General features: G+C 71.2%; 20 protein-coding genes and 1 pseudogene. 6 read left to right on the top strand and 15 right to left on the bottom strand.

The window, feature by feature from the left end; genetic code table 11:
- Positions 1-219: 219 nt before the first annotated feature.
- The 5 genes from HFP15_RS27910 to HFP15_RS27890 all read right to left on the bottom strand — a co-directional run bounded on the left by HFP15_RS27910 (position 220) and on the right by HFP15_RS27890 (position 3,922).
- A complete protein-coding gene (locus tag HFP15_RS27910) occupies positions 220-1,005 on the bottom strand; it encodes an SDR family NAD(P)-dependent oxidoreductase (RefSeq protein WP_168519736.1) in 786 nt (261 codons plus the stop codon).
- Positions 1,006-1,092: 87 nt separating this feature from the next.
- A complete protein-coding gene (locus tag HFP15_RS27905) occupies positions 1,093-1,656 on the bottom strand; it encodes a hypothetical protein (RefSeq protein ID WP_168519735.1) in 564 nt (187 codons plus the stop codon).
- Between the two features lie 76 nt (positions 1,657-1,732).
- Positions 1,733-2,545, bottom strand: a complete 813-nt coding sequence (locus HFP15_RS27900; protein ID WP_168519734.1) for a class I SAM-dependent methyltransferase — start codon at positions 2,543-2,545, stop codon at positions 1,733-1,735.
- Between the two features lie 219 nt (positions 2,546-2,764).
- Positions 2,765-2,953: a hypothetical protein gene (locus HFP15_RS27895; protein ID WP_168519733.1), complete on the bottom strand. Its 189-nt coding sequence runs from the start codon at positions 2,951-2,953 to the stop codon at positions 2,765-2,767.
- A gap of 54 nt (positions 2,954-3,007) precedes the next feature.
- Complete coding sequence (locus HFP15_RS27890) at positions 3,008-3,922, bottom strand: LLM class flavin-dependent oxidoreductase (RefSeq protein ID WP_168519732.1); 915 nt, start codon at positions 3,920-3,922, stop codon at positions 3,008-3,010.
- 48 nt (positions 3,923-3,970) lie between these two features.
- Between HFP15_RS27890 and HFP15_RS27885 the strand changes: the two genes are divergently transcribed.
- Positions 3,971-4,999, top strand: coding sequence for an MsnO8 family LLM class oxidoreductase (locus HFP15_RS27885; protein ID WP_168519731.1), 1,029 nt, complete (start codon positions 3,971-3,973; stop codon positions 4,997-4,999).
- On the opposite strand, the gene HFP15_RS27880 is transcribed toward HFP15_RS27885, so the two are convergent.
- The 5 genes from HFP15_RS27880 to HFP15_RS27860 form a co-directional block, all read right to left on the bottom strand.
- On the bottom strand, positions 4,921-6,183 hold the full coding sequence (locus HFP15_RS27880; RefSeq protein WP_312871779.1) for a glycosyltransferase 87 family protein: 1,263 nt from the start codon (positions 6,181-6,183) through the stop codon (positions 4,921-4,923). The genes HFP15_RS27885 and HFP15_RS27880 overlap by 79 nt on opposite strands.
- Before the next feature lie 67 nt (positions 6,184-6,250).
- Positions 6,251-7,813: an alpha/beta hydrolase gene (locus HFP15_RS27875; RefSeq protein ID WP_246272095.1), complete on the bottom strand. Its 1,563-nt coding sequence runs from the start codon at positions 7,811-7,813 to the stop codon at positions 6,251-6,253.
- 632 nt (positions 7,814-8,445) lie between these two features.
- Positions 8,446-9,513 (bottom strand): ATP-dependent DNA ligase, encoded by a 1,068-nt coding sequence (locus tag HFP15_RS27870; RefSeq protein ID WP_168519729.1) that lies wholly within the window; start codon positions 9,511-9,513, stop codon positions 8,446-8,448.
- 15 nt (positions 9,514-9,528) lie between these two features.
- The gene (locus HFP15_RS27865) at positions 9,529-10,047 is read right to left on the bottom strand and encodes a GNAT family N-acetyltransferase (RefSeq protein WP_168519728.1); all 519 of its coding nucleotides are present in this window, start codon (positions 10,045-10,047) and stop codon (positions 9,529-9,531) included.
- Between the two features lie 9 nt (positions 10,048-10,056).
- Positions 10,057-10,803, bottom strand: coding sequence for a pyrimidine reductase family protein (locus tag HFP15_RS27860; RefSeq protein ID WP_168519727.1), 747 nt, complete (start codon positions 10,801-10,803; stop codon positions 10,057-10,059).
- Positions 10,804-10,867: 64 nt separating this feature from the next.
- Between HFP15_RS27860 and zapE the strand changes: the two genes are divergently transcribed.
- Positions 10,868-11,887, top strand: coding sequence for a cell division protein ZapE (gene zapE / locus HFP15_RS27855; RefSeq protein ID WP_210717966.1), 1,020 nt, complete (start codon positions 10,868-10,870; stop codon positions 11,885-11,887).
- Here the strand turns inward: zapE and HFP15_RS27850 are convergent.
- From HFP15_RS27850 to rocD, 3 genes are read right to left on the bottom strand one after another with little or no spacing between them, the layout of a single operon-like run.
- On the bottom strand, positions 11,787-12,362 hold the full coding sequence (locus HFP15_RS27850; RefSeq protein ID WP_168519725.1) for a phosphatase PAP2 family protein: 576 nt from the start codon (positions 12,360-12,362) through the stop codon (positions 11,787-11,789). The two genes, zapE and HFP15_RS27850, sit on opposite strands and share 101 nt — an antisense overlap.
- Entirely contained in the window at positions 12,359-13,726 is a 1,368-nt protein-coding gene (locus tag HFP15_RS27845) for a DUF2252 domain-containing protein (protein WP_168519724.1), read from the bottom strand. The genes HFP15_RS27850 and HFP15_RS27845 overlap by 4 nt, the downstream gene beginning before the upstream one ends.
- A gap of 17 nt (positions 13,727-13,743) precedes the next feature.
- Positions 13,744-14,943 (bottom strand): ornithine--oxo-acid transaminase, encoded by a 1,200-nt coding sequence (gene rocD, locus HFP15_RS27840; protein ID WP_168519723.1) that lies wholly within the window; start codon positions 14,941-14,943, stop codon positions 13,744-13,746.
- Positions 14,944-15,090: 147 nt separating this feature from the next.
- Here rocD and HFP15_RS27835 point away from each other — a divergent pair, with 147 nt between their 5' ends.
- From HFP15_RS27835 to HFP15_RS27825, 3 genes are read left to right on the top strand one after another with little or no spacing between them, the layout of a single operon-like run.
- Complete coding sequence (locus HFP15_RS27835) at positions 15,091-17,163, top strand: S9 family peptidase (RefSeq protein WP_168519722.1); 2,073 nt, start codon at positions 15,091-15,093, stop codon at positions 17,161-17,163.
- Positions 17,160-18,113: an LLM class F420-dependent oxidoreductase gene (locus HFP15_RS27830; RefSeq protein ID WP_168519721.1), complete on the top strand. Its 954-nt coding sequence runs from the start codon at positions 17,160-17,162 to the stop codon at positions 18,111-18,113. Before HFP15_RS27835 ends, HFP15_RS27830 begins: the two co-directional genes overlap by 4 nt.
- A gap of 20 nt (positions 18,114-18,133) precedes the next feature.
- The gene (locus HFP15_RS27825) at positions 18,134-19,792 is read left to right on the top strand and encodes an IucA/IucC family protein (RefSeq protein ID WP_312871778.1); all 1,659 of its coding nucleotides are present in this window, start codon (positions 18,134-18,136) and stop codon (positions 19,790-19,792) included.
- Positions 19,793-19,796: 4 nt separating this feature from the next.
- On the opposite strand, the gene HFP15_RS27820 is transcribed toward HFP15_RS27825, so the two are convergent.
- The gene (locus tag HFP15_RS27820) at positions 19,797-21,038 is read right to left on the bottom strand and encodes a glycosyltransferase 87 family protein (protein ID WP_168519720.1); all 1,242 of its coding nucleotides are present in this window, start codon (positions 21,036-21,038) and stop codon (positions 19,797-19,799) included.
- 84 nt (positions 21,039-21,122) lie between these two features.
- Positions 21,123-21,320: a hypothetical protein gene (locus HFP15_RS27815; protein ID WP_168519719.1), complete on the bottom strand. Its 198-nt coding sequence runs from the start codon at positions 21,318-21,320 to the stop codon at positions 21,123-21,125.
- Positions 21,321-21,574: 254 nt separating this feature from the next.
- Here HFP15_RS27815 and HFP15_RS27810 point away from each other — a divergent pair.
- Positions 21,575-21,934, top strand: a pseudogene (locus tag HFP15_RS27810) (maltose acetyltransferase domain-containing protein); the annotation flags it as partial.
- Positions 21,935-22,064: the final 130 nt, after the last annotated feature.

The following is a 22,064-nucleotide window of genomic DNA, read 5'->3' as shown; positions in this document are numbered from 1 at the left end:
GTGCGGAGAACACTGCACCACAGATCCACGTCGATTGTGAAGGGATAGATTGGTTCCCGTTTGGTTCACCGGGATATGGAATTCCCGTTGTTCTCCGTTACCGGATTCTCTTCGTACACGGGCAGGGAAAAACCGGTTCCATTGAAAACGGGAAACGTGAAATGCGCCTATTTCGAACCGCCCCGTTTTTCGGGCTGACCCAGCGGTGGTCCGGTCGTCTCAGTAGTGGATCGCGCCGCGGTTGCCGCCTCCCGCGCCGATGCTGTCGCCGGTCACCGCGACGGCGCGGGGTGAGGCCAGGAACACCACGACGTCGGCGACTTCCTCGGCGGTCACGATCCGGTGCAGGCTGCTCGCGGCGGCCAGGTCGGCGCGTACCTGCTCCTCGGTCCGGCCGCTGCGCGCGGCCCTGTCGGCGATGAGTGCCGGTGTGCGTTCGGTTTCGACCATGCCGGGGTGCACGACGACCACGCCGACCCCGTGGGGACCCAGTTCGTCGGCGAGGTTGGCGGTCAGCGCGGCCACCGCGACGTTGCGGATGGAGCCGGAGACCGAGCCGGTGCGCCGGGCGTTGAGGCCGGAGATGTTGACGATGCGGCCCCAGCCCTGGGCGGTCATGTGCGGGGCCACCGCGCGGGCACAGCGCAGGTAGCCGAGCACCTTGGTGTCGAAGTCGGCGTGCACGGCCTCGTCGGTCACCTCGGTCAGGGGCGGGACCGGTCCGCCTGCCGGCTGCGCCGCCGCGTTCACCAGGATGTCGACGCCGCCGAGTTCGCCGACCGCCTGCTCGACCATCGATCGCACCGAGGTGTCGTCCGTGGTGTCGGCCGTGACCGTGACGGTCGTCCCGGGCACCGTCGCCGCCGCGGCCGCCAGCGCGGCCTCGTTCCTGGCGACCATGACCACGACCGCTCCCTCGGCGGCGAGCCCGCGTGCGATGGCCAGCCCGATGCCACGCGAGGCGCCGGTGACGATCGCCCGCTTGCCGTTCAACTGAAGATCCATACCGGTCGAGACTAGGCGGCGGCCGGTGCCACCGCGGCCATCACCCGGCCCTCCCGACTCGGCGTGCTCGGTCGACCGGCCGCGGACTCACCCGATGCCGAGGGTGGCCTCGGCGGTGGTCCAGTCGGTGGCGATCGCGTGTTGCGCGGCGGCCAGGGTGACCTTGCCGTCGCACATCGCCTTGTGGAGGGCGTTTTCGACCTTGTCCTTGGCGTTCGGGGACGCACCGGGTTCGGGCCAGAGGTTGCCCGGATCCGACGGTGCGCCGCCCAGCTCCAGCGAGATCAGGTGGTCTTCCTCGTAGTCGCCCGGTTTGGTGTCGGTGTCGCCGTAGGCGGCGATCCCTTGCCGCTTCAGCCCGTCGGTGTAGGACGCCGGCGGGCGGATCGTCTTCGTCCACCCCGATTTACAGACCGTGGACTGGAGGTCCGTCTGCGTCACGGCGGGATTGGTGACACCGGGAGTGCACGCCGGGTCCGGCAGCGGCTGGCCGTTCTCGGTGCGCACATGGCAACCGCTGGTTTTCACCGGAGCGGCCGACGTGGTCGCCGCGGTCGCGGAGGACGACGCCACCCGCGGCGCGTGACACCCCGCCAGGCCGATCGCCGCCACCGCCAAGAGCGCCAGGCTCCATCGCTTCGTGCTCGCCACGCGCAGGAGCCTGTCACACCGACCTCCGCCGGCGGCCGCGGCCGGTGTGCGGTGCCGGTCACAGTCGCCGGACGCGTTACCCGGCGGGCTTGTGCGCGGCGAGCAGATATGCGGTGCTCAGCGCCTCGCGCCAGCCGTGGTTCGGCGTCGCGCGGGCCAGTTCGCCGTTGGTGCGCGGCAGGTACCGGTCCAGCGGCGGAACGAGCAGCGTGGCGTCGAAGTAGGCCGACTCCCGTGCCTCTAGCCCGGCGCCGGCGAACATGTCACGCAAGCGTCGCTCCGAATGAAGGCGGATCCCCGGCTCCACCCGGCCGTGCCGGTGCTCCGGTGGTACCCCGCGCAGTGCCTCGAGACGGCGCAATGTTCTCAGCAGCGGCCAGAACAGCCGGAACTGGACGAAACGGTAGGGGCTTCGCGGGTTGAGCATGGTCACCAGCACGAGACCGCCGGGGCGGGTGACCCGCGTGATTTCGGCGAGTGCGACCGGAACGTCGGTATATTCCAGTATGCCCATGGCGATCACGACGTCGAATTCGCCGTCTTCGAAGGGCAGCTGCTCGACGCGCCCGACGGTGGCCCGGACATCGGAGCCCTCGCCCGCGTTGCGGATACAGGCGTCGACCATGGCCTGCGAACGGTCGAGGGCGGTGATGCGGAACTCGCCCGGTCGCGACTTCTGCACGTCCCGCACCATCATACCGGGGCCGCAGCCCACGTCGAGCAGGCTTCCGCCTCGTACGGCCTGGAGAAAGCGTTCGACCAGCGCGATCCGGGTCCGGGAAAAGTGTGCGGAGGCCCCGTCGTCGTGCGAGGCGGCGTAGGCCTCCGCGGCGGACGCCCCGTCGAACTGCGCCGAGACCGCGTGCTCACGTTCGGAAATGAAGCTCATCTAAGAATCCCTGTCGAGTCATGAGAACGAGAGGACAGGCCGGGGACTTGGGCCGCCACCTTCGAGGCTCGGTCCTGTGTGGGCTTCCCGGTAGGTACGAAGGTCCCTATGTTTTTCTTGTGAGCAAAGCACAAACCGTGCACTTCTCGCGAACCGTCCGAAGTGGACCGGTCGCAAACGGAACAAACGCCCACGCGGCCCACACGGCGACGGGCAAGATCAGCGATTCGGTCCGGGTTCGGCTCTCGCTCGGACGAGGTGCCATCCGTTGCCGACCGGGCAGGGCAGGGCGGCCAGCCGGCCGCCGGAGCGCGCGACGAAACCGGCCGCCGTCGCGGCGTCCGGAAGCACGGCACGATGATCGCAGGCCGGGCATCGTTCGGACTCGCTGTAGGACCAGTCGTTCACGATCTCACCTGAGGGAAATGTCGGCTGCGGTGCCTGACACCGTACCGACCCGGCTCACCGCAGCCGCGGGACGACCTCCGCGGCGACGAGTTCCATCTGCTCGGCCTCGTTGGACAGCGGCGTGAACAGGATCAGCTCCGCACCCGCCGCGGCGACCTCCTGCGCGCCCGCGACCACGTCCGCCGCGGTCCCGGCGACCGCCACCACACCCAGTCCCGGCTTGCCGTAGAGCCGCTCCAGGTCGGCGTCGACCTGCCCGCGGGCGCGGTCGCCGTCGTCGTCGATGGCGAAGTAGATCCGCTTCGCGAAGCCGAAATCCGCCGGGTCGCGGTCGGACTCCGCGAGCGCCTCGCGTACGACGCGCACCTGCTCGGTGAACTTGGCCGTGGTGGTCGAGCCCGCGCCGAAGAACCCGTCGCCGTAGCGGACCGCCCGCCGCAACGCCGCGGGTGCACTGCCGCCGAACCACAACGGCGGGCCGGGCCGCTGCACCGGCTTCGGGTCCACCGCCGCCCCGTGCAGCTGCCAGAACCGGCCGTCGAAATCGACCTTGTCCGACGCCCACAGCTCCTTGAGCAGCCGGACACCCTCGGTGAAGCGGGACACCAGGCTCGTCGGATCGACCTCGAACGCGGAGAACATGCGGCCCTGCCCGCCGGTGCCGACACCGACCTCCAGCCTGCCGCCGCTGAGGAAGTCGAGCGTGGCGAGGCTTTTCGCCAGGTGCACGGGGTTGTGCAGCGGCGTGACGAACACCGAGCAGCCCAGCCGCAGCCGTTCGGTGCACGCGACCGCGTACGTCATCGTCTCGGTGGCGCCCAGATGCGGCATGCCCGACATGGTCAGCACCTGTTCCTGGGTCCAGCCGCTGTCGAAGCCCAGCTCCTCGGCACGCCGGAGGTACGCGCGGAAGGCCGTCGCGTCGAAACCGTCCGCGCAGCCCTGCGGGATGGAGATACCGAATCGCATGAACGCAGCTTAGGGAATGGCGCCCGCGGACACGACGTTGATCGGGACATGAAGCTCTCCGTGCTCGACCGGTCCCGCACCAGGCAGGGGGAGTCGCCCGCGGAGGCGCTACGGGCCACCGTCGCGTTCGCGGTCGAGGCGGAAAAGCTCGGCTACCAGCGGTTCTGGGTGTCCGAGCACCATGGGGTACCGGGCGTGGCGGGTTCGGCGCCCACCGTGCTCGCGGCGGCCGTCGCCGCCGCGACCTCGCGGATCCGGGTCGGCACGGGCGGCGTGATGCTGCCCAACCATCAGCCGCTCGTGGTGGCCGAACAGTTCGGCGTGCTGGAGTCGCTGTATCCCGGCCGGATCGACATGGGGCTCGGCCGGTCGGTCGGCTTCACCGGCGGCATCCGCCGCGCGCTGGGCCACGACAAGCGGGACGCGCGGTCGTTCGGCGAGGGTGCGCGGGAGCTGCTGGGCTACCTCGACGGAACGCAGCGACAGCATCCGGGGGTGCACGCGTTTCCCGCCGAAGGACTGCGGGTGCCGCCGTTCATTCTGGCCACCGGGGCGGGTGCGGATCTCGCCGCGGAACTCGGCCTGCCGCTGGTCATCGGCGCCATCCGGGGTGAGGCGCCGATGATCGAGGCGATCGGCCGCTACCGGGAGAACTTCCGGCCTTCGTCGTGGTCGCCCTATCCCTACGTGGTGGTCTCGGCGACCGTCGCCGTCGCGGGGACGACCGAGGACGCGGAACGCTTGCTGTGGCCCGAGGCCTGGGCGATGACGTACTCGCGCACCCGGGGCGTGTTCCCGCCGCTGATCCCGCCCGGCGAGGTGCCGGTGGGGTCGATGACGGCACGGGAACGCGAGCTGTTCGCCGGCGCGTTGCGTGGCCAGATCCGCGGCACCGGCGACGACGTGGCGCGAGAGCTCGGCGAGCTCGTCGAACGCACCGGGGCGGACGAGGTGCTGGTCACCACGAGCACCTACGACCGCGGGGAACTGCTCGAGTCCTACCGCGGGCTCGCCGACGTGAGCTTGCGCAGCCGCACCGCCACCGCGGCGAACAGCGCGAGCGTCAGCCAGATGTAGGCGTTGTGGTAGACGACGCCGAGATGGTTCCACGACGGGAAGTCCAGGACGCTGCTGCGCTTCGAGCCGAACAGCATCAGCACCCCGCCGGAGGTCACCACGGCCGCCACCAGCAGCCCGAGCCAGGCCAGCACCGCCTTGCGCCGTAGCGACGCGTGCAGCAGGTAGACCAGCAACGCGCCCCACCACACCCAGTGGTGCACCCACGTGTACGGCGAGACCGCCGTGGTGGCCAGGCCGCACAGCGTCACCGCGAGCAGTTCCTGACGGCCGAACGACAGCTTCCGCGCGAGCAGCAGGCACGCCAGCGCGATCACGGCGGCGAGCGCGACCCACAGCAGCTGCTTGCCGCCGTCCAGGCCGATGCTGCGCGCGAACATGCCGCGTAGCGACTCGTTCTGCGGGTTCTCCGGCACGCCGACGCGCGTCGGGTCGGCGAACGCGCCCGACCAGAACGTCTTCGAATCGTGCGGCATCACGGCGAAACCGATGGCGATCGTGGCGACGAACGAGCCCGCCGACACCGCCGCGGCCCGGTAGCGCCGGGTGAACAGCAGATACACCAGGAAGAACAGCGGGGTCAGCTTGATCCCGGCCGCGATCCCGGTCAGCACGCCCTTGCCGCGGAAGGAGTCCGGCAGCGCCATGTCCACCAGCACGAGCGTCATCAGCAGGATGTTGACCTGGCCGAACGCCATCGTCTCGCGGATCGGCTCGCACCACATGAGCAGCGCCGACAGCGGCAGGCTGAACACGACGAGCCGCAGGTCGCGGCGGTAGCCGAGCATCGACAGCGCCGCCCACACCGCGACCGCGAGCGCGACGAAATCGCCGATCGCGCCGACGGAGGTGAACAGGTCGCCGTGCAGCTTCGCCAGCGGCACGAACAGCAGCGCCGCGAACGGCGTGTACACGAACTCCCACACCCCGCGCGTGTTGCCCAGCAGCGGGGTGTCGTAGACCGAGACGCCGTCGACGATGCGCTGCCCGGCGATCTGGTACACGCCCAGGTCCTTCAGGTGCATCAGGCTGCCCATGTCGCCGACGACCTGCTTGACGTACCAGGCGCCGGCCACCGCGCCGAGCACGAGCACGGTCCAGAAGACCGCGGCGGGCACCGCGCGTCTCTCCGGCACCGCGGGCGGCGGCACGGCGGCCGGGGCCTCGACGGCGGAAGATGACACGGTAACCCCCGGTGCAGGACCTGGACGACTGGCGAACGACAAGGGTAACGGCCTGCGGAGACGGCGCCTACGCCGGGCAGAGCGTGCCATTGGCGGGCACCTTGCCGTCGACGAGGAATGTCCGCACGGATTCGCCGACGCACGGCGAGGTGAGCGCGCCGTGCCCGGCGCCCTGCCACGAGATCCGCACGGCGCTCGACATCTGCGCGGTGGCCCTGGTGGTGCCCGTCTCCGGGGTCACCGGGTCGGCGGCGGCGCTGGTCACCAGGATCGGCGGGGTGCCGGCCACCCCGATCGAGGGCATCGCCTCGGTGCGCCCCGGCCACGGCGCGCACCAGACGAGCTGCTGCGTGACGAGGCCGCCGAACAGCGCCGAACGCTGCCGCAGCTGCTGGGTGAGCGCGGTGATGCGGTCCGCGGGTATCCGGGTCGCGGTGTCGTTGCACTGCGTGGCCAGGGCGCCGTCGAACCGGGACGGCGCGACCGGCGAGCCGTTGATCAGTGGTGCGACGAACGCGGCGAGCTGGGTCGGGTTGCCGGTGCGGGCGGCCTGGATGGCATCGGCCAGCTCTGGCCAGCGGGCCGGGTCGCGCAGGCCCATGAGCACCGCGTTGAGTGCGACCCCGGGGGCGAAGGGCACGCCGTTGGCCAGCGTGGGCGGGTTCGCGCGCAGCTGGGCGAGCAGCGCGGTCACCACGCCCACGGCGTCCTGGCCGAGCGGGCAGCCACGGGCCGCGCAGTTCGCGCCGAACGCCTCCAGCGTGGCCTGCTGTGCCGCGGCCAGCTCGCCGAGCACGGTCGCCGGATCGCTGGACGGGTCGGGCACGCCGTCGAGCACGATGCGCCCCAGCCTGCCGGTGAACCGGTTGGCGTAGGCGGTGACGACCTGCGCGGCCTCCCCGCGGGCGATCGCGTTGAGCTTCGGCACGCCCAGTTCCTGGCGGATCTCGTCCAGATCGCCCGCGGTGCGCCACGCGTCGATCGCCTGCTGGGCGCTGCCCAGTTCGATCGAGCACTGCTGGCCGGCCTTACGTGCCGCGTCGAGGACCGGTTCGAGGTCGCCGCCCGCCGGGTCGGTGCTGAGCAACTGGCCGCGCACGTCGGTGGGCACGCAGCCGATCGCGTCGGAGCCGCCGGTGCCGCGCCGGTCGACGCCGATCAGGGAGAACCGCTGCAGCATCGCCGAGGGCAGGATCGCGGCGAGGTGCGCGGCGTAGAGCGTGCCCGGTTCCCCGTCGACGTCGTTGAGCACGAGCAGCGGGATCGGCCCGTCGCCCGCTTTGAGCAGGCCGATGTGGGTCTGCACGCGGCCGGGGAGGTCGGGCGAGTCGAGGACGGACCGGACGTTGCCGCACATGAAGTGCAGCGTGGCCGGGACGGCGGGCGGGTCGAGCCGGGCGCGGGTGTCCTGGTCGCAGTCGGTCCAGTCCACCGATGGGGACTGCGGTTCGGTCAGCGGCGGCAGCGGGACCTGCCGCGCGGTGCTCGAGGCCGGGGCGGTGGAGTGCTGGTCGTTGTCCACCACGGCGGGGCGCTGCGACGGCCCCGCGGTGCAGCCCGCCAGCAGCGCGGGCACCAGCAAGACGAGCGGAAGCAGGGCAGGCCGGCGGAACAAGACGAGTCCCCTCAATTCATGACGTTGCTACTGCGACCTTCGCACGCCCCCGGTGAGCAGCAAGTAAGCGGCCCCACCCACCGCCACGCGAGTCGGGCGTTGCGTGCGCCCGAGTCGCGGGTTGGGCGCGCCAGGGTTGGGCGCTGCGCGCGCCCGAGTCGGGGCTTGCGTGTGCGCGAGTTGGGGTTGGGTGCGCCCGGTTTGGGGGTTGCGTGCGCCCGAGTCGGGCGTTGGGTGCGCCCGAGTCGGCGGCGGCGGCGGTTGCTTGCGCGCGCGAGTCGTGGGTTGGGCGCGCCCGAGTCGGGGGTTGCGCGCGTTCGAATCGGGAGTTGAGGGCGACGAGGCTCATCGAAGCCCGCCCGCTGTGTCGAAAACTCGCACGCCTGGAACGCTCAACTCGCGCGTCGCGAGACCTTCGACTCGCGCGCTTGGAATCCTCGATTCGCACACGTGGAACGCCCGACTCGCGCTCTCGGAACCCTCAACTCGCGCCGTCCGAAAGCCCCGGCGCGCACGCGGAACCTTCAACTCGCGCGCGCAACCTCAACTCCCGCGCACGCAACCCTCGACTCGGGCGCACGCAACCCTCGACTCGGGCGCACGCAACCCTCGACTCGGGCGCACGCAATCCTCGACTCGCGAGGGTGTCAGGGGTGGACTTTGCCCTGGAAGACGGCGGCTAGGTCGTAGCGGGCGGGTTCGTCCAGTTGGGCGTAGCCGCACGAGGACGGTTCGCGGTCCGGGCGCCAGCGGACGAACTGCGCGGTGTGCCGGAACCGCGCCGGGTGGCCGCCCTCGGTGTGCTCGTAGCCGACCTCGACCACGCGTTCCGGGCGCAGCGGCACCCACGGCTGCTCCGTGCTGCGCCACCGCGTGACGCCGCCGGGCAGCCGCTGCCCCGCGACCACGTTGTCGCCGAGCCACGGGTGCGGGCCGTCGGTGATCAGCTCCGCCAGTTCCGTCGCGAGTTCACGCCGCCGCGCCGCGGGGAACGAGCCGACCACACCGGGGTGGTGCAGCACGCCGTTGTCGTCGTACAGGCCGAGCAGCAGCGAGCCCACCGCCTCGCCCGGCTGCGAATCCGCATGCCAGCGCAGCCCCGCGACCACACAGTCGGCGGTGCGGGAGTGCTTGTACTTCGACATGATCCGCTTGCCCGGCTGGTACACCGCGTCCAGCGGTTTGCCGATCACGCCGTCCAGCCCCGCGCCCTCGAACAGGGTGAACCAGTGCCGCGCGGTCTCCGGATCGCTGGTCGCGGGCGTGATGTTGACGCCTTCGCCGGTCAGCTTCTCCAGCCTGCCGCGGCGTACGCTCGTCGGCTCGTCCATAAAGGACACCTCGTCGAGCGCGAGCAGGTCGAACGCCACGAACGTGGCCGGGGTCTGCCCGGCCAGCAGGCTGACCCGGCTCTTGGCGGGATGGATGCGCTCGGTCAGCGCGTCGAAGTCCAGATGCCCGTCGCGCGCGACGACCAGTTCGCCGTCCAGTGCCACGGCGCCGGGCAGTACGTCGGCCAGGCGTTCGAGCACCTCGGGGAAGTACCGGTTGAGCGGTTTGCCCGCGCGTGACTGCAGGGTCAGCTCGTCACCGTCGCGGAAGACCAGGCAGCGGAAGCCGTCCCACTTCGGCTCGAACAGCAGATCCGCGCCATCAGGAATGGTCTTCACCGCGCGGGCGAGCATCGGCTGGATCGGCGGGCGCACGGGCAGCATGCGCGCCATTCTGCCTCAGCGCGCCAGCGGAAGCTTGCTTTCGTAGAACACGAGCGGGCCCTCCACCGGATCGATGTAGGTCTCGTCGTAACGGAAACCGAGCGAACGGACCAGCGCGATGGAGGCGCGGTTGGTGCGCGCGATGGTCGCGTAGACGACGGTCGCCTCGGTGGTGGCGTGCGCCCAGTCGGTGAGCGCGTAGGCGGCCTCGCGCGCGATGCCGCGACGCTGGTACTCGGGCAGCACCTCGTACCCGATCTCGACCACCGCGAGGCTGTCCGGCCGGCTGTGGAAGCCGATCTCGCCCACCAGCCGGCACTCCTCGCGCAGCACGATCCCGCGGGACAGCCACGGCGCGACGGCCGGATCCTCGCGCACCAGCTTGTGGTTGACCTCCGCGGGCACCACGTCCAGCCACGGTTCGGGCACCTCGACGCCCAGCTTCGCCTCGACCCAGGCGCGATCGCGGTCGGCGATGCGCGCCAGGGTTTCCGGGCACAGTTCCACAAGGTCGAGCCGTGGGGAACGGAGCATGTGTTCAGGTTAGGCCCGTTTCCGGTACCGCAACATGGAAAACCCGTCCTCGTGCAGCACCGAGGCCAGTTCCATGCGCCGCGCCTCGCTGGAGAGGCGGCCCATCGCGATGCGGCCCGCGCCGGCGCCCGCGAGGACCGGGGCGACGGTCAGGCACAGCTGGTCCACCAGGTCCTCCGCGATCAGCTCCCCGAACAGATGCGGGCCGCCCTCGCAGTCGATCCGGTACAGCCCGCGCCGCGCCAGCCCGTCCAGCGCCGCGGTCAGGTCGATCATCTGCTCGCCCGCGATGAGGATGTCCGCGCCGGCCTTCGCCAGTTCCGCGCGGCGCTGCTCCGAGGCGTGCTCGGTGGTGATGACGATCGGCGGCACCTTCGTGTCGGTGAACAGTGCGCACGAGGGGTCGATCCGGCCGCTGCCGGTCACCACGGCGATCGGCGGGATCTCCGACAGCCCCAGGCTCGCGCGGCGGGCGCGCCGCTCGTCGTTGGTGCGCGCCCCGCGATAGCCCTCCGACCGCACCGTGCCCGCGCCGACGAGCACGACGTCACACAGGTCCCGCCCGAGCAGGAAGATCCGCTTGTCCGCCGGATGGGACAGCCCCTCCGAACGGTCCTCGAGCGTGGCCGCGCCGTCGGCGGAGGACACGAAGTTCACCTGCACGAACGGCTCGTCCAGGTGCTCGGGATAGCCGTACACGCGGGCCAGGTCGTCGTCGGTCAGGTCGTTCAGTGGGGCAGGCCACAGCTGATCCATGAGATGCATCCCAACACGAGACGACAACGCGGTCGAGCGAGGCTTCCCAGATACGCTCGTAACCATGCATTTGACCGACCGCCGCCCCGAGATCGGGCCCGACGAACTGATCGGTTCGCTCGTGCCACCGCCACGGTTCGACGGCGTCCGGTTCTCCACCTACGTGCCCAATCCGGACGAGCCCAGCCAGGCGCAGGCCGTCGAATCGTGCGCGGTCTTCGCCGGGCGCATCGACGGCGCGGCGCAGCGCAAGCCGAAGTTCCGCCTGTTCGGTGGCGGCGGCAAGCAGCCGAGCGCGGGCGGTCTGTACCTCGACGGCGGGTTCGGCGTGGGCAAGACGCACCTGCTCGCGTCCACCTGGCACGCCGCGCCCTCGCCGAAGGCGTACGGCACCTTCGTCGAGCTGACCCACCTGGTCGGCGCGCTCGGGTTCACCGAGGCCGTGCGGCGGCTGTCCGAGCACCGGCTGCTGGCGATCGACGAGTTCGAGCTGGACGACCCGGGCGACACGATGCTGGTCACGCGGCTGCTGCGGGAGCTGACCGACGCGGGCGTGTACGTCGCGGCGACCTCGAACACGCTGCCGGACAAGCTCGGTGAGGGCCGGTTCGCGGCCGAGGACTTCCTGCGCGAGATCCAGTCGCTGTCGCAGCGGTTCTCCGTGGTGCGCGTGGACGGCCCCGACTACCGGCACCGCGGCCTGCCCGAGCCGCCGCCCCCGGCCGACGAGGAGACGCTGGAAAGCTCCGCGGCCACGCACGAGGGCGCGACGATCGACGAGTTCGACGCGCTGTGCGACCACCTGGCGAGCCTGCACCCGTCGCGCTACGGCCGGCTGGTGGACGGCGTGTCCCGGGTGCACCTGCGCGGCGTGCGTCCGGCGCCGGACCAGAACGTGGCGCTGCGGCTGGTCGCCTTCGCCGACCGGCTCTACGACCGCGCGATCCCGGTGCTCGCGTCCGGGCGGCCGCTGTCGGAGCTGTTCACCGAGGAGATGCTGCAGGGGGGCTACCGGAAGAAGTATCTCCGCGCGGTGAGCCGCCTGATGGCACTGGCACGAGACGCAGTACCAGCGCGATCGTGAGCACGAGGGCGACCGCGAAGCACGTCCCGCCCGCCACGTCGACGGGGTAGTGGTAGCCCAGTCCGACCAGCCCGGTGCCCGCGATGACCGTGACCACCACGGCGAGCACGGCGGCGAGCACCCGTTTCGCCAGCAGCACCAGCACGGTGAGCACGGCGACCAGGCTGACCGTGTGCCCGCTCGGATAGGCGAGGTAGTCGTGCAGCGGGCGGTCGAACAGCGGCTTGAGCACCCACGTGTTGAGCGCGACCGGCACGAGGCTGCCCGCGAGGCAGAGCACGAGACCGTGCCAGCGGCGTTTCCCCGCGCACCACGCGGTCATCAGCGCGATCGCGGGCAGCAGCACGTACGGTTCGGTCGGCTGCACCATGATCTCCAGAAGCGGGCCGCCGTGGTCCACCGGTACCGCGCCGCCGGGCACCCACAGGCCGAGCGCGATCCCGGCGAGTGCCGCGACGGCCGCGACCCAGCTCATACGCCTTCCAGAGCGGGCAGTTCGCCGTCCTTGACGGCTTTCGCCAGTTCGGCGTGGTCGGCCTCGGCCTGGTCGGCGTAGCGCACCGCGTACCGCCCGATGGTCTCGTCGAGGTCGTCGTCGCCGTCGAGGTAACCCGCGAGCAGCCGCGGATGAATGGAGCGGATGTGGGCCCGCGCGAGCAGTGCGCCGGCGAGCCTGCCGTAGTCGTCGAGGTCCTTGCCCTTGAGCGTGGTCGCGTCGATCGAGCCCTTCATGTTGCGGAACTGGCGCACGATGAACGGCCGGTTCTCGACCGTGGTCCAGCCGAGCAGGATGTCGGTCTCGGCCTGCACCCGCCGCGCGCCGTGCACGATCCGCTCGCCCTCGTGCCGCGCGGGCCGGGCGGGCAGGTACGGCGCCAGCGCGGACGGGCGGGCCTCCTTCACTTGCAGCACAAGGTCTTCGTCGGTGTTGCCGTGCAGCAGCGCGACGTAGCTGCGCAGGCCGGTGCTGCCGGTGCCCACGACGCGGAACGCGATGTCGGCGACCCGGTACCGGCAGATCAGCTCCCGCCGCGACTCCCGCAGAGTGTCCATATACGACACCAGTCCGGTGAAGACGGCGTCCGCGGTGGCCTCGTCCACGTGCCGCAGCACGGGCGGATCCTCGACGAAGCGGTGGTGCCGCACGCCGGTGTAGTGGTCCTCGATGTGCTGGGTCCACTTGGCCGAGACCTTGGCGCTGGTGTTCTTGCGGGCCTTCGACGCGGCCTTGGCGAGCTCGTCGGCGAGATCGCCCGCATCGACCTTGTCCAGGGCGGAGGCGTCGGGCAGCGCGTTCCACGCCCGCAGCAGTGGCAGCTCGGCCAGTGCACGCACCGTGCGGCGGTAGGACTTCGCCGCGTCCTCGGCGGCGTCCCGGCAGTCCTTTTCGGACACACCGCCTTCGCGGCCGGCGAGCACGAGACTGGCCGCGAGCCGTTTGAGGTCCCACTCCCACGGGCCGTCGATCGTCTCGTCGAAATCGTTGATGTCCATGACGATCTGCCCGTCCGGGGTGCCGTACAGGCCGAAGTTGCCCGCGTGCGCGTCGCCGCACAGCCGCGCGGCAAGGCCGCTGTCCGGGGTGCCGGCGAGGTCGGCCGCCATGAGCCCGGCCGAGCCGCGGAAGAACGCGAACGGCGAGGCGGTCATGCGCCCGATCCGCAGCGGGATCAGGTCCTCGAGGCGCCCTTCGTTGCTCGCCTCGAGGAACGCCAGTACGCCGGGCCGCTTCGGGCTGGTGACGTCGTGCCCGGCGGGCGGAGACTGTTCCCGCAGCGCCTTGCCGCGTGCGAACAGCTCCTCGGGACTCGTCAGCGATCCGGCGAGTGGGCGTTCCATGTGGACCAACCTACCCGCTAACGGCGGATCACCCCGGCGATCGCGTCGATGCCGCGGTCGAGGTCCTGCTGGCTGATGACCAGCGGCGGAGCGATGCGCAGGGTGTTGCCGTGGGTCTCCTTGCACAGCACGCCCCGCCCGGCGAGCGCCTCGGACGCCTCCCGGCCGGACAGCCCGCCCGGCGTGATGTCCATGCCCGCCCACAGACCGCGGCCGCGCACCTCGGCCAGGCCGTGCCCGACGAGTTCCCCGAGCCGCGCGTGCAGATGCGCGCCGAGCGCGGTGGAGCGCTGCTGGAACTCGCCCGTGGCCAGCAGCCGGATGACCTCCCGGCCGACCGCGCAGGCCAGCGGGTTTCCGCCGAAGGTCGAGCCGTGCTCGCCGGGCCGCAGCACGCCGAGCACGTCGCGGCGGCCGACGACCGCCGACAGCGGCAGGATCCCGCCGCCGAGCGCCTTGCCGAGCGTGTACAGATCGGCCCGCACGTGCTCGTGGTCGAGCGCGAGCAGCGTGCCCGTGCGGGCGAGACCGGACTGGATCTCGTCGGCGATCAGCAGCACCCCCGCCTCGTCGCAGGCCCGTCGCGCCTCGGCGAGGTAGCCGTCCGGCGGCACGATCACACCCGCCTCGCCCTGCACCGGCTCCAGCAGCACCGCCGCCGTGCGCTCGGTGATCGCGTCGCGCAGTGCCGCGACGTCGCCGTACTTGACCACGACGAATCCGGGTGTGAACGGGCCGAAGTGCGTGCGGGCCGTCTCGTCGGTGGAGAACGACACGATCGTGGTGGTGCGGCCGTGGAAGTTGGCGCCCGCCACGATGATCTCGGCCGTGCCGTCGGGGACGCCCTTGACCTCGTACGCCCATTTCCGCGCGACCTTCAGCGCCGACTCGACCGCCTCCGCGCCCGAGTTCATCGGCAGCACCATCTCGGTGCCGGTCAGCTCGGCCAGCTCACGGCAGAACAGCCCCAGCTGGTCGTGGTGGAACGCGCGCGAGGTCAGCGTGACCCTGCCCAGCTGCCCGATGGCGGCCGCGACCAGATCGGGATGCCGGTGCCCGAAGTTGAGCGCCGAATACGCCGAGAGGAAGTCCAGATACCGCTTGCCCTCGATATCGGTCACCCAGGCGCCCTCGCCCTCGGTGATCACCACGGGCAGCGGGTGGTAGTTGTGCGTGCTCCAGCGTTCGTCGAGCGCGACGAAGTCGGCGGTCCTCATGAACACAGGTTAAGGCCAGTCCGGAACCGATCGAGCCGCTGTTCGTTGCGCAGATCCAGGCAAGGACAGAAGATCGTTGCGTCCAAGCGACGTGCCGGACCGCGACCGGGTTCGCCAAGTCGCGGGCGTGTCTGAAAGAGTGCGAACGTGACCGATGAGCTCTCCTTCCTTCGCAAGCAGGCCAGAACCCAGCGGTTCACGCTGGGCACGCCCAGGGAGTTCCGCGTCTCGCCGGACGGGCGGCGGCTGCTGTTCCTGCGGTCGGAATCGGGCACGGACCGGCGCAACAGCCTGTGGGAGTTGGACCTGTCCTCGGGGGCGGAGACCAAGATCGTCGACGCGGCCGAGCTGCTGCCCGGCGAGGAGAACCTGCCGCCGGAGGAGAAGGCGCTGCGTGAGCGCAACCGGCAGAGCGCCGGCGGCGTGGTCGCCTACGCCACCGACGCGGAGCTGCGGATCGCCGTGTTCTCCTTGTCCGGCAAGCTGTACACGGTGGATCTGGCCACCCGCCAGGTGCGTGAACTGGTCGAGGGTGCGGTGGTCGATCCTCGCGTGAACGCCTCCGGCACGCACGTCGCCTACGTCCGCGACCGCCGGCTGCGCGTGATCGAACTCGCCACCGGCGCCGATCACGTGGTCGCCGAGGAGGACGGCGAGGACATCGCGTGGGGGCTCGCGGAGTTCATCGCCGCCGAGGAACTGGGCCGGGCACGCGGGTACTGGTGGTCGCCGGACGGGCGCAGCCTGCTGGTGGAGCGCACCGACCGCGCGGACGTGCCGCGCTGGAACATCGCCGATCCGGCCAATCCGGCAAACGCGGTCAACACGGTCGCCTATCCGGCCACCGGCACCGCCAACGTCAAGGTGTCGCTGGCGTTCTTCGGCCTCGACGGCGCGCGGGTGGACGTCGAACGGGGCGACTGGGAGTACCTGGTGGCCGTGCACTGGTCGGCCGGCGGCCCCCCGGTGCTCGCGGTGCAGCCGCGTGACCAGCGGAGCCTGGAGTTCCTCGCGGTCGACCCGGTCACCGGCGGCACCCGCCTGCTGCACGCAGAGACCGACCCGGACTGGGTCGAGATCGTGCCCGGAGTGCCGGCGTGGACGACCGGCGGCAAGCTCGTGCACGTCAGCGCCGCGGACGGCAGTTACCGGCTGGTGGTCGACGGGGAGCCGGTGACCGGGCCGGAGCTGCAGGTGCGCTCCGTGCTCGACGTCGGCGACGAGGTGCTGTTCAGCGCCTCGGCCGAGGATCCCACACAGATTCACGTCTACCGCACCGAAGACGGCTCGGTCCGCCGTCTGTCCACTTCGGACGGCGTGCACGTCGGCGCAGGTTCGGCCGGGGTGAGCGTGCTCTCGTCGTGGAGCCTGGAGCACAGCGGGCCCGAGGTCTCGGTGCTGCGCGACGGCGTCCCGGTCGCGAAGGTCGCGAGCCACCCCGTGGATCCGGGCATCGAACCGCGCCCGCGCTGGCTGACCGTCGGCGAGCGCGGCCTGCGCGCGGCGCTGCTGTTTCCGGCCGGGCACCGCGAGGGCGACAAGCTGCCGGTGCTGCTCGACCCCTACGGCGGCCCGCACGCCCAGCGCGTCCTGCAGTCGCGCAACGCGTTCCTGACCTCGCAGTGGCTGGCGGACCAGGGTTTCGCGGTGCTCGTCACCGACGGGCGCGGCACGCCGGGGCGCGGTCCGGCCTGGGAGAAGGAGATCGCGGGCAGACTGGCCGAGGTGACGCTGGCCGACCAGGTCGAGGCGCTGCACGCGGTCGCGGCCGAGTATCCCGCTCTCGACCTGAACCGGGTCGCGATCCGCGGCTGGTCCTACGGCGGATACCTCTCCGCGCTGGCGGTGCTGCGCCGCCCGGACGTCTTCCACGCCGCCGTCGCCGGTGCCCCGGTGACCGACTGGACGCTGTACGACACCCACTACACCGAGCGTTATCTCGGTACGCCGCAGGACGATCCGGAGTGCTACGAGCGCAACTCGCTGCTCGCCGCCGCGCCGGAACTGCGCCGGTCGCTCATGATCGTGCACGGGCTGGCCGACGACAACGTGTTCGTCGCGCACGCGCTGCGGCTGTCCTCGGCGCTGCTCGCGGCGGGCCGGGCGCACACGTTCCTGCCGCTGGCCGGTGCGACGCACATGACACCACAGGGCGAAGAGGTCGCGGAAAACTTGATGCGCGTACAGGTCGAATGGATCAAGAAGGAGTTGACGTCGTGAAGCGCTGGGGTCTGACGATTCCGCTGACCGGGGTGCCGCTGACGGCGCACCGCGAGCTGATCGAGCGGCTGCCGGATCTCGGCTACACCGACGTGTGGTCGGCCGAGACGGCGGGCACCGACGCGTTCTCCCCGCTGTTGCTGGCTTCCCAGTGGGCGCCGTCGCTGCGGCTGGGCACCGCGATCGCGCCCGTCTACACCCGCGGACCCGGCCTGCTGGCGATGAGCGCGGCCACCCTCGCCGAGGTCGCGCCCGAGAAGTTCGTGCTCGGTATCGGCACGTCCTCGCCGGTGATCGTGGAGAACTGGAACGCGGGCGCGTTCACCGAGCCGTATAAGCGCACGAGGGACACCCTGCGGTTCCTGCGGTCGGCGCTGGCCGGGGAGAAGGTCACGGAGAACTACCCGACGTTTTCGGTCAGCAAGTTCAAGCTCGAACGGGTGCCCGAGATACCGCCGAAGATCATGCTCGCCGCGCTGCGGCCGGGGATGCTCAAACTCGCGGCGAAGGAGTCCGACGGCGCGATCACGAACTGGCTCGCGCCGGGCGACGTGCCGAAGGTGCGCGCCGAGATCGGGCCGGATGTCGAGCTGGTGGCGCGGATCTTCGTCTGCCCCACCGAGGACACCGGCGCGGCGCGGGCGCTGGGCCGGATGCTGATCTCGAGCTACCTCACCGTGCCGGTGTACGCGGCGTTCCACGACTGGCTCGGCCGCGGCGACGTGCTCGCCCCCATGCACAAGCTGTGGGCCTCCGGCGACCGCAAGGGCGCCAACGCGGCGATTCCGGACGAGGTGGTGGACGAGCTGATCGTGCACGGCAGCCCGGACGTCTGCCGGGAGAAGCTGGAGTCCTATGTGGACAACGGGCTGACCACGCCGGTCATCGCGCTGCTGCCGACGGGTGGCGACCAGGCCGCCCAGGTCGAGGCGCTCGCGCCGCGCGACTGACCGCTGCGAGGAGGGCAATCGTGATCACCAATCCGGACGAGCAGCTGGACGAAGCGGCCGCCTGGCGGCAGGCGGCGGCGCACCTCACGCACCGTCTGCTCGGCGAACTGTCCCACGAGGGTCTTTTCGAACCCGAACCGGCGGGGGAGGATCACTGGCGGCTGCCGCTGGGCGAGGCGGTATACGAGTTCCGGGCGCGCCGTGGCGCGTTCGGCTCGTTCGTGATCGCCCTCGGCAGCGCCACCCGCGCCGCCGAGGGCGGAAAACCCGCGCCCGTCGAGGACCCGCGCGCGCTGCTGGTCGACGCCCGCACCGCGCTCGGGCTGTACGGCTCGCGCCTGGCCGAGGTGCTGACCGAGCTGACCGCCACGATCGCCGACGAGTCGAGCAGGCTGCGCAGCGCGCCCACCGCCGAGAAATTGTCCACAATGGATTACAACCTGGCCGAGGGGCATCTGGCCGGACATCCGCCGCTGGTGTTCGACGCCGGCCGTGCCGGGTTCTCGGCCGAGGACCGCGCGCGCTACGCACCCGAGTCCGGCGAGGACATCCAGCTCCGCTGGTTCGCCGTGCGCCGCGACCACGCGCGCTTCGACGCGATCGACGACCTGGGCGAGAACCTCCTGCAGCTGGAGGAACTCGACGCCGAGCAGCGCGCCGAGTTCACCGAGACGGTGGGCGAGCTGGCGGACTACGTCCTGCTGCCGCTGCATCCCTGGCAGGCCGACGAGATCGTGGGCGTCCGGTACGCGGGCGAGCTGGCCTCCGGTGTGCTGGTCGACCTCGGGCCGGGCTACGACCACTACCGCCCACATCAGACCGTGTGGACGCTGGCCAACGTCGGCCGTCCCACCCGGCGCGACGTGACGGTCCTGCCCGCGCCGGGCGCACCCGTCGTCACCGGCGGGCTCAAGCGGATCAACGCCGAAGCCGGGCTGGGCCTGGAGCTGCTGGGCGGCGTGGCGGGCGTGACCGTGCGTCATCCGCTGTTCGGCGAGCTGCCGGACACCGCGATCGGCGCGCTGTGGAGCGAGCCCGTGCTGTCCCGGGTGGCCGAAGGCGAGCAGGCGCTGTCGTTCGCGGCGCTGCCCTACCGCGATCTCGACGGGCACGCGGTGCTCACCGAGCTGATCCGGCGCAGCGGTCTCGGCGCCGAGCAGTGGTGCGCCGAGGTGCTCGACCTGCTGCTCAGGCCGTTGCTGGGCTGGCTGTGCCAGTACGGTGTCGGGCTCGGCGCGTACGCGCCGAACCTCGTGCTGATCGTCTCCCCGGACGGCAGGCCGCTGCGAGTGGCGATCAAGGACCTCGCGCGCGGCGTGGAGCTGCTGGACGAGGAACTGGACTGTCACCGCCTGCTCGGCGACGCGCCGCGCAGGCCCGCGAACGTGCTGGCCCGTTCGCTGTCGGACGCGGTGTTCGCCGGTCAGCTGCGGTACTGGGCGGAGATCCTGCTCGACGACCTCGACCTGCCGCGCACCCGGTTCTGGGACCTGGTGCGCGAAACCGTCACGCGCTACCGGGCGGACAACCCCGCGTGCGCGGAGCGGTTCGACGCCTACGGCCTGCTCGCGCCCGAGGTCGAGCGCGTCACGCCGAACCGGGAGCACCTGGCGGGGGAGGCGTGGGCGGGCCGCGTGCCCAACCCGCTGCACGGCCCGGCCGCCGACGGGGCCTGGTAGCCGGTCACTGACCCGCGGGGGCCGGCTTCTTCGCGGGCGGAAGCGGCGCGAGCTCGGGTTCGGCAGTGCGCGCCCGCACCCGGGGGATCGCGAACGCGAGCAGCAGCGCGACCCCGACCAGCACGTACGTCGCCGCGGACAGCTGCTGCGGGAACGTCCAGGTCACGTTGACGACAGGGAAGTCGGTCAGCGGCAGGCTGTGGAACGGCGCGAGGTAGAAGAACACCGCCGTCAGCACCGACCAGCCGAACCAGGCCGCCGCCGACCACGACCGCTCGAGGGCGCGCCGGATGCCGTAGGCGAGCATGACCACCAGCGCCGGTGCGACCCACACGTAGTAGTGCGACCACGAGGTGGGCGAGACCAGCAGCCCCAGCCCGGCGTTGGCGACGAGCGCGAGCGCGGGTTCGCTGCGGCGCATCGCCAGCGCGACGAGGAGGACGAGCGCGGCGACGAGCACGATCCAGAGGATCTTCTCGGGGGCGCCGGTCAGGCCGGTGCGCACGAGTACGGCCTCGATGGCCTGGTTCGTCTTGAACGCGGTGCCGCTGACGCCGCCGCCGGACAGCCCGCCCTCGAACCAGTAGCGGACCGAGTCGGAGAAGTCGACGCAGAAGCCGATGACCGCGGCGACGGCGAAGGTGATCCCGGCCCGGATCGCGGACCGGTAGTCCTTGCGGACGAGGAAGAACAGCACGAACGCGGCGGGCGTCAGCTTGATCGCGGCCGCGATCCCAATGCCGAACCCGCGCGGCCACACCGTCCTGCCCGCCAGGCAGTCGATCGCGACCAGGGCCATCATGATCAGGCTGACCTGGCCGAACTGGTAGGTCTGGCTCACCGGTTCGAGGAACACGCTCAGCGGCAGCGCGACCGAGGCGACGCAGAGCCCGCCCATCCGGCCGAGCGTGGGCCACACCGCGCGGGAGACGAGGTAGATCGTCAGTCCGAAGCAGACCGTGCTGATCAGGTACAGCGTGAACACCGCGGCGTCCCACGGCAGCAGCACCAGCGGGCTGAGCAGCACGGCCGCGAACGGCGGGTAGACGAACGGCAGCACGGCGCCGTTGGCGGTCGGCGGCAACGCCCCGTAGAGCCCGTGGCCGTCCCACCAGGACTGAACGCCGAAGCGGTACACCTCGAAGTCGATCTGCGGACGGGTCGGCATCGCGGTGAACATCCCGCGAAAAGCGAAGAACAGCCACACCGCGCACAACAGGGGAACGACCCAGAGGTGTTTACGCATCGCGCCTACCATAGGCGGGCCCCGCGCCGCCACGAGATCGCGGTGGGAAAACCAGCCTTCAGCTGGTGGGTTCTGTTGTCAGACTCACATCCTGGGACTGCGAGCAGGAGGTCCCGGGTACTCGCCGATCATGACCGTGACCGTGGGGTTGCTCGCCGATCCGGGCCTGCCGTTGAAGATCGCCACCGAGGTCGCCGAGGAACTGCGCCGTGCACCGGAACGGCAGGTCAGCGCCAAGATCGGGTGGAACGTGGGGGTGCGCCGCCGTCGGCTCGTGCTCACCGAGGACGGTGAGGTGCCGGTGGCCGAATGCTGCTGGGGATGGTGCGGTACAACCGGCCGTAGTGGCTGGTGCCGAGCCTGTCGCACGCGCTGGCCGCGGCGGCGACCGCGGCGATGGTCACCTGGCTGGTCAGCTACAACGGGCTGTGGGAGCGCCCGTCGCGGCCGCCGACGCGCTGACCCTGGTGGCGGCGCTGGTCGTCGGGAACAGGAGCGGCGCGAGCGGCGGCGGGAGGACGGGGAATGATCGCCCGATGGGTGATCAACGCGACCGCATGCTGCGCGGCGAGTGGTACAAGGACAGCGATCCCGGACTCGTCGCGGAGCGACGTCGATGCCAGCGGCTGCTGGACCGGTTCAACGCCACCACGGCGGATGGGGACGCGGAGCGGCAGGAGATCCTGCGCGAGCTGCTCGGCGGAATCGGCGCGGGCTCCTGGATCATGCCGCGCTTCCAGTGCGACTACGGCCACCCGATCACGCTCGGCAGCAACAGCTTCCTCAACTACGACGCGATCCTGATGGACTGCGCGCCCATCACGATCGGCGACGACGTGTCGATCGGCCCGCGGGCGCAACTGCTCACCGCACTACATCCGATCGAGGACCACCAGCGCGGGACTGTAAAACGAGCGGTGTAATTCCCGATCATGGAAGTGCACCTGATGACCGACATGATGTCCGGCGTGGAGAACGCTGAGGACTTGAACCCCGTGTCCGGGCTGGATGGCCTGGACGAGCAGC

It is taken from the genome of Amycolatopsis acididurans (genome assembly GCF_012328925.1).
Taxonomy (GTDB): domain Bacteria; phylum Actinomycetota; class Actinomycetes; order Mycobacteriales; family Pseudonocardiaceae; genus Amycolatopsis_E; species Amycolatopsis_E acididurans.
This window is presented reverse-complemented; position numbering and strand designations above follow the sequence as displayed.